This is a genomic window from Flavobacteriales bacterium, from assembly GCA_013001705.1.
In the GTDB taxonomy this organism is placed as follows: Bacteria; Bacteroidota; Bacteroidia; order Flavobacteriales_D; family JABDKJ01; genus JABDLZ01.
Genome location: JABDLZ010000123.1, coordinates 1 through 5,798, shown reverse-complemented (window position 1 = coordinate 5,798; position 5,798 = coordinate 1). Strand labels below are relative to the sequence as shown.

Annotated in this window: 3 protein-coding genes; 2 read left to right on the top strand and 1 reads right to left on the bottom strand. The window is 50.5% G+C overall.

The features are described from left to right. Positions 1 to 81: 81 nt before the first annotated feature. Both HKN79_05220 and HKN79_05215 read left to right on the top strand, forming a co-directional pair. Complete coding sequence (locus tag HKN79_05220; GenBank protein NNC82957.1) at positions 82 to 2,538, top strand: YfhO family protein; 2,457 nt, start codon at positions 82 to 84, stop codon at positions 2,536 to 2,538. A 5-nt stretch (positions 2,539 to 2,543) separates the two neighbouring features. Then, positions 2,544 to 3,842 (top strand): hypothetical protein, encoded by a 1,299-nt coding sequence (locus HKN79_05215; GenBank protein ID NNC82956.1) that lies wholly within the window; start codon positions 2,544 to 2,546, stop codon positions 3,840 to 3,842. Positions 3,843 to 3,858: 16 nt separating this feature from the next. Here the strand turns inward: HKN79_05215 and asnB are convergent, their stop codons facing one another. Further along, positions 3,859 to 5,682, bottom strand: a complete 1,824-nt coding sequence (gene asnB / locus HKN79_05210) for an asparagine synthase (glutamine-hydrolyzing) (protein ID NNC82955.1) — start codon at positions 5,680 to 5,682, stop codon at positions 3,859 to 3,861. Positions 5,683 to 5,798 lie beyond the last annotated feature (116 nt).

The window sequence follows — 5,798 nt, the reverse complement described above, 5'->3', positions numbered from 1 at the left end:
GACCTATGGTGGACCTAGGTACTATGGAGGATACAGTGACCATCTTCCTATCTTGCTCCACTTAAAGACCCATTCTCGATAATGAACGGAATCGACTTCAAGACCCTCCGCCCACACCTCATCGCCTTAGGTGTCTTCATTGCCTTGAGCGCAGCCTACTTTGCTCCAGAGCTACAAGGCAAGCGATTGCTCCAGTCCGACATCGTCAATTTCAAAGGGATGTCCAAAGAGATCAAGGACTATCGCGAGAATACCGGAGAAGAACCCTATTGGACCAATTCGATGTTCGGAGGTATGCCGGCCTATCAGATCAGTGTGCGACATGCGCAGCCGATCCTGCGGAGCCTCGATACGGTATTCAAACTGGGCGTGAAACAAGGTATGGGGACCCTTTTCCTATACCTCATCGGATTCTACATCCTGATGGTGAGCCTCAAAGTGGACCCTTTGCTGGGGATTCTGGGAAGTGTTGCCTATGCTTTCTCATCGTACTTCTTCATCATCCTAGAAGCAGGCCACACCTCCAAGGCATATGCCATCGGATATGCTCCCATGGTCATAGCTGGTTTCGTTCTGCTCTTCGTTCATCGCAGGTATCTCTGGGGTACGGTGATCACTGCCCTGGCCTTTGGATTACAGCTCTTCAGTAATCACCCTCAGATAACGTACTACACGGGGATCCTCATCCTATGTCTGGGAATCTTCTTTCTGGTAGATGCCATTCGACAGGGAGCACTCAATCACTTGGCCAAGGCCTCACTCCTATTCATCGCAGCGTGTGCCATCGGTTTTGGAATGAATGCCTCCCGCTATCTCTCCACGCTGGAATATTCCGAATTCACCATACGCGGGCCTTCAGAACTCTCTGAAGCAGCCTCTGACAACAACACTTCAGGTCTGGATAAAGACTATGCCACGGCCTGGAGTTATGGCATTGGGGAATCCTGGACCCTGCTCGTGCCTGAGTTCAAAGGAGGTGCATCCGGTGCCATTGGGAATGACAAAAGTGCGCTAGAAGCAGTCTCGAGAGCCAATCGACAGACCATCTCGCGTGGAGTAGATCGCTATTGGGGAGATCAACCCTTCACCTCGGGTCCTGTATATGCCGGTGCCGTTGTAATCCTGCTTGCCCTATTGGGACTGATCATGGCAAAAGGTCCTATGCGCTGGGGGCTACTTGTCGCGACTGTGCTCGGACTCATGCTGGCATGGGGGAAGAATTTCATGCCTCTGACCGATTTCTTCTTGGAGAATGTCCCCGCGTACAACAAGTTCAGAGCGGTCTCCATGACCCTTGTCATTGTTGAATTGGCTTTACCCATCCTTGCTGTGCTCGGTCTTCATAGCTTACTGAAGGAAGAAGACAGCTCCAAGAAACTCAAGATGCTGTATGCAAGTGCGGGCGGCTTAGCGCTTGTTCTTCTCTTGATGTATATCACTCCGGGGACCTTCACCGATTTCTACAAAACAGGCGAAGAGGTCAACCTGGCTCAACAACTCGAAGGGGCAGGCTATAATGCGAATCAGGTCGATCGATTGATGACGGATATCGTGGCGGCACGTTCTTCCATCTTCAAGGCAGATGTTCTACGAAGTCTATTGCTCATCCTCCTTGGATCTGCCGTGCTATGGACTTTGATAAAAGATAAACTCAAGACGCGCTATGCACTCATCATTCTCGGAGTCATCATTCTGGCAGACATGTGGAGTGTGAATAGACGCTATCTGGATGAAGACGCCTTCCAGTCCAAGCGCAGAACTGAGAATGCCATACAGGCCACTCCGGCCGATCAGCAGATATTGCAGGACCCCGATCCCTATTTCAGAGTATATAACACCACCAGACGCCTAGACCAGGATGGTATCACCTCCTATTACCACAAGTCCATAGGCGGATATCATGGGGCCAAGCTGAGAAGGTATCAGGACTTGATCGAGCGGCAATTGGCTACAGGAAATACCGAGGTGATAGACATGCTCAATACCAAGTATGTCATCCAGCAGACGCAGGACGGGCAAGTACGGGCTATCAGGAATCCAGGAGCCCTGGGCAATGCCTGGTTCGTCAATGAGCTCATCGTGGTGGAGGATGCGGATGCTGAAATGGTGGAACTCGATTCATTCGATGCTTCGAGCGAAGCGGTCATGGATAAGCGCTTCACGGACCGTGTGGGTAACACTTCTTGGACAGTGGACAGTACTGCGACTATCTCACTCGAGGTGTATGAACCTAATTTCTTACGCTTCGACTTTCAGAGTAGCACCGATGCTTTTGTGGTATTCTCTGACATCTACTATCAACCCGGTTGGACATCGACCCTCGATGGGCAGGAAAAAGAACATGTGAGGGTGAACTATGTGCTTCGTGGAATGGAGGTTCCAGCTGGAGAGCATACGATCGAGTTCAGTTTTGAACCACCCGTGATCAAGAAGGGCAATACCATCAATCTGGCAAGTACTATCATTCTTGTTCTGCTGCTTGGATTCGGTCTGTTCAAGACATTTCGAAGCAAGGAAGAAGTGCCTATAGATTCATGAGTCCAATGCACGTCCTGGTCTTCAGCTACTATTGGCCTCCGGCCGGTGGGCCCGGGGTCCAGCGATGGGTGAAGATGTGTAATCACCTGATCGAATCAGGTACCCGAGTCACGGTGATCACCGTGCGCAACGGCTCCTACCCTGCGATCGACCACAGTCTGGAAGAAGAACTGCACCCAGACATCCATGTCATCAAGACTCGAACGATAGAGCCTTTTGGAATATTCAATGCATTACAAGGCAAGAAAGGCAAAGGATCCAGTGTAGGCATGATCGGTCTGGACTCCAATGCCTCTTTGTTCAAGCGAATGGCCATATGGGTGAGGGCCAATTGGTTGATCCCAGACGCCCGTAGATTCTGGAAGAACTATGCACTTAATGCTGCAAGTAAAATCATCGGTCGGAGCGATGTCACGCATATCATCACGACCGGACCACCACACAGTACCCACATGATCGGACTGGAATTGAAACGGAAATTCCAACTCCCTTGGATAGCCGACCTTCGGGACCCCTGGGTCAATATCCACTATCATGACATCTTTCCATTAACTGATGCCACCCGCAAGAAACACCTAGCCTTGGAGACTCAAGTCTTGAGCGAGGCTGATCACGTGACCGTGGTCAGTGAGGGAATGAAACGGGAATTCGAGAATCGAGCAAAAGGCATTTCGGTCGTATTCAATGGCTACGATGATGCCGACATGCTCACGGATGCTATCCGTGAGAAGGACACATTTACTATCCGGTATATCGGTAATCTGAAACCCAACCAAGAAGTTGAAGCATTCAATCGGGCACTTTCTCAGTGCGTTCGAGAAATCGATGGGTTCCAGCAAGAGGTGAGACTGCAATTGATCGGGAATAAGGATCCAGGTCTACTGGACAGATTGGCGAGTCAAGATCGTTCCGAGCTGATCCAGTCGATCGAGCCAGTGAACCACGAGAGAGCGGTAGGCTACATGAAAGGAGCTGAACTCCTGCTCTTCATCATCCCCAAAGCTTCCAATAACAAACTGATCATCACGGGCAAGCTCTTTGAATATCTGGCAAGCCGCACCCCTATCCTCGCTATCGGCCCGAGCGATGGAGACGCAGCAGAGATCCTCCGAAGGGCTAAGAACATCCCCATGTATGACTACACGGATAGCACAGGGATCACAGAGGCCATTCGTGGCCATTATGGAGCCTGGAAAGAAGCTCTTCCCAGAGAAGGAGGTGATGCGGGACGCATCGCTCAGTTCTCCAGAAAAAATCAGACGAGCATCGTTCGAGGAATCTTAGCTGACCTTCAGGAGGCCTAAGTCGAGCAAGTCATCCTCACTGCCGAGCAAGCCAGTGATTCAACATCGCTACCCGCCAGATGAGTTTTCCATATCGGTCATCGCCTTGTTGGAACTCGTTCAGGTATCCCATCGTGCGGGATCGATCCAGGATATCGAATAGCCCATCGACCGGTTCAAGCAGATGACCCAGAGGCCCGCGTAGCCATCGGATATCTCCTGGAGTTTTAAAAGCCACTTTATCCTTACGCTCCTCGATGGCCTTGGGAATGATACCACGCATGCTTCTTCTCAAGACCGACTTCGTCACGCCTTGATGTACATGATCGGTGACTTTCATCTTGAAAGCTGCCTCTACCAATCTATGGTCCAGAAAAGGTACGCGAGATTCGATGCTGAAGGCCATGGAATTCCGGTCTGCATAGTGAAGCAAGGTGGGTAAGGTGGAATGGAAAGCCAAGGTGTGATGTTGGCTATAGGTCCGACTTTGGGCTGCATTGCCGGGCTCGTCAGCTTTGTAGTCCTCTTTCATGAGATAGGGCAAGGCTCTTAGCATGGCCAGCTCTGACAATCGGGGTTCATCCATTAGGAGCGAGGCCATGGTCTTCATACCCAGGTCGATCAAGCCTTTTTGTCTCATCCCACTGACCTTACGATGTGCTTGGGTCTCACTCATGGCCGCTCCTATCCTACCCTTGCGTAGGTGATCTGCAATGATGCGCGGAAATGCGTGCATATAGCCGATCAGATATTCATCAGCACCTTGACCATCCAAGGTCACCGTGACTCCACAGTCCTTGGCCAATCGCATGAGGAAATACTGGGAGAATGGACTGCTCCCAGCTATGGGAACCTCCTGTACCGATAAGAATTTCTCTAGATGTTCATCCAGCTCAGCATCGGATGGACTGAAGTAATGAGGACTGATCTGCGGATATTTCTTCACCACCTCCTGCATCCACTTCCGTTCATCGTATCCTTCTTGATCATAGTAGACGGAGAAGGTGTGCAATTCCTGTTCAGGATACAGGTGACATACCGATGACACGATACTCGAGCTGTCTATGCCACCACTGAGGCATGTGCCCAGCGGAACATCGCTTCTCAAATGAAGGCGGATTGATTGGAGAAAGAGCTCTCTGAACTCTTCGGCCTTCTCTTCAAAAGACCGTTCATCCGTTGCGAATTCAGTGACATCCCAGTATCTCCAGACCTTGAGACTTCCTTTTTGGAAGATCAGGTTATGTCCACCCGGTAGATTCTTGACCGATTGCCAATAGGTGGACTCTTGGTGATAGACCATTCCCAGTTGTAAGCCCAGAGCCACCTGGCGTTGATCCACCGTAGTATCGAAGGACGGAGACCTTCTCAAGGCTTTGAACTCGGAAGAGAAACAGAAGCTCTCCCCGCGATGGATATAATGGAAGGGTTTGATCCCGAATCTATCCCGGCTGGCAAATAGTCGCTCCTCTTCGGTATCATAGATGGCAAAGGCCCACATACCCATGAACCGTTGCACGCAATCAGGTCCCCACTGCTGATAGGAGCGTAAGAGGACTTCGGTATCGCTCTGTGTAGTGAAATGTACACCAAGCCCTTCCAGTTCCTTCTTGATCTCCAGATAGTTATAGATCTCACCGTTATACACCATCACCAGGTGATCCAAGAAGAAGGGTTGATTGGCTTCATCGCTCAGATCGATGATGCTCAGCCGATTGTGGCCAAGGTGCACCGCTCGATGATGATAGGTACCTGTGTAGTCAGGACCACGGTGGTGGGTGGCCCGCAGCATATCGTCCAGGATATTCCGGGATTCCTCTTCTCCGATCCTTGTATCTATAAAACCGTTTATGCCGCACATGGAGGGCTGGAAGATATCAATTTGAACAGATGACCTGCCTTGGGTTAGTTTTGCGTTTTATAAGGTGCCTATACAAGTACTACATATCGCAGTCTCTCACAGGAACCCCTATGACA

Excerpts from the sequence above, each read along its gene's own strand:
- HKN79_05220 (NNC82957.1), top strand. The coding sequence starts at position 82 with ATGAACGGAATCGACTTCAAGACCCTCCGCCCACACCTCATCGCCTTA.
- HKN79_05215 (NNC82956.1), top strand. The coding sequence starts at position 2,544 with ATGCACGTCCTGGTCTTCAGCTACTATTGGCCTCCGGCCGGTGGGCCC.
- asnB (NNC82955.1), bottom strand. The coding sequence starts at position 5,682 with ATGTGCGGCATAAACGGTTTTATAGATACAAGGATCGGAGAAGAGGAA.